We start from the raw sequence: 1,087 nt of genomic DNA, 5'->3' as shown, positions 1-1,087 counted from the left end.
ATACCAACGGGCGCTGATCATAACCGATGAGCCCATTCGCGCAGTCCGATGGACATGATCTTCCAGGGTTGATCGGTGAGCCTGTTCCAGGCGTTGCAGCCGCGGTCGACGATGTCCTCGTAGGATGTGAAGATCCGGTCGCCGAGCCAGTTATCGCGGATGAACTGCCAGACATTCTCGACGGGGTTGAGTTCCGGAGCGCGGGCTGGGAGCTGCAACAGTGTGATGTTGTCGGGCACGACGAGGTCGCCGGCGACGTGCCAGCCGGCGCCGTCGAGCATCAGCACGGCATGGGCGCCGGGATCGACGGCGAGGCTGATCTCGACCAAGTGCGCGTTCATCGCTTGCGCATTGCAGCGGGGCAGGACGAGGCCGGCGCCCTTGCCCTTCTCAGGGCAGATCGCTCCGAAGATGTAGGCATATTCCGTACGCTGATCCTTGGGGGCTGTGGGCCGCGTGCCGCGACGCGCCCAGCGACGTGGCAGGGTGTTCTTCTGGCCGACGCGAGCCTCGTCCTGCCACCACAGTTCGATGTCCGTGCCGACCGGCAGCGTGGCGCGGATCGCCCTCAGCGCGGCGGGCAGACTTTTTTAAACACCGCCAGCGCGGCCGGATCCTGGGCATAGTGCCGGGGTCTGGCGGAGAGCTTGGCAAAGCCGAGCTTCCGCAACTCGCGCCCGACCGTGGTCTCGTCCAGGCTGACGCGGAAGCGCGCATAGAGCCAGGCGGCCAGATCCGTGCGCCGCCAGCGCACGACGCCGTCCTGATCCGGGTCTGGACCGCGCTCGACGATCGCGGCCAGCGCCCGGCGCTGGTCGTCGTTCAGCTTGGGCCGCTGCCCCGGTGCCTTGCCGTCGATCAGGCCAACCGGACCATCGGCGTTGAAGGCCAACACCCAATCGCGCACCGTCTGCAGGCCCACCGCTCCGATCCGGGCCGCGTCCGTGCGGTTGCCACTATCGTAGATCGTCGCCAGCGCCAGAAGACGCCGGCTTTGCCCGGCATCCCGGCTCGTCTTGGCCAGATGGCGCAGAGCGTCGGCGTTGAAGTCTTCGCGAAGCGGCACGGCTGCGGACATGGCAAACCT

1 protein-coding gene is annotated in these 1,087 nt (G+C 67.1%); it reads right to left on the bottom strand.

The features are described from left to right. Positions 1-17: 17 nt before the first annotated feature. Positions 18-1,078 (bottom strand): IS630 family transposase gene (locus FPV16_RS25825; protein WP_227441361.1). Its coding sequence is split into 2 segments (ribosomal slippage): positions 18-586 and positions 586-1,078, totalling 1,062 coding nucleotides; the frame shifts between segments, so codons are not numbered across the junction. Between the last annotated feature and the right edge of the window lie 9 nt (positions 1,079-1,087).

Source organism: Methylobacterium sp. W2 (assembly GCF_020662345.1).
Taxonomy (GTDB): domain Bacteria; phylum Pseudomonadota; class Alphaproteobacteria; order Rhizobiales; family Beijerinckiaceae; genus Methylobacterium.
Note: the sequence above shows the minus strand (reverse complement) of the source record. Positions and strands in the feature narration are given on the sequence as shown.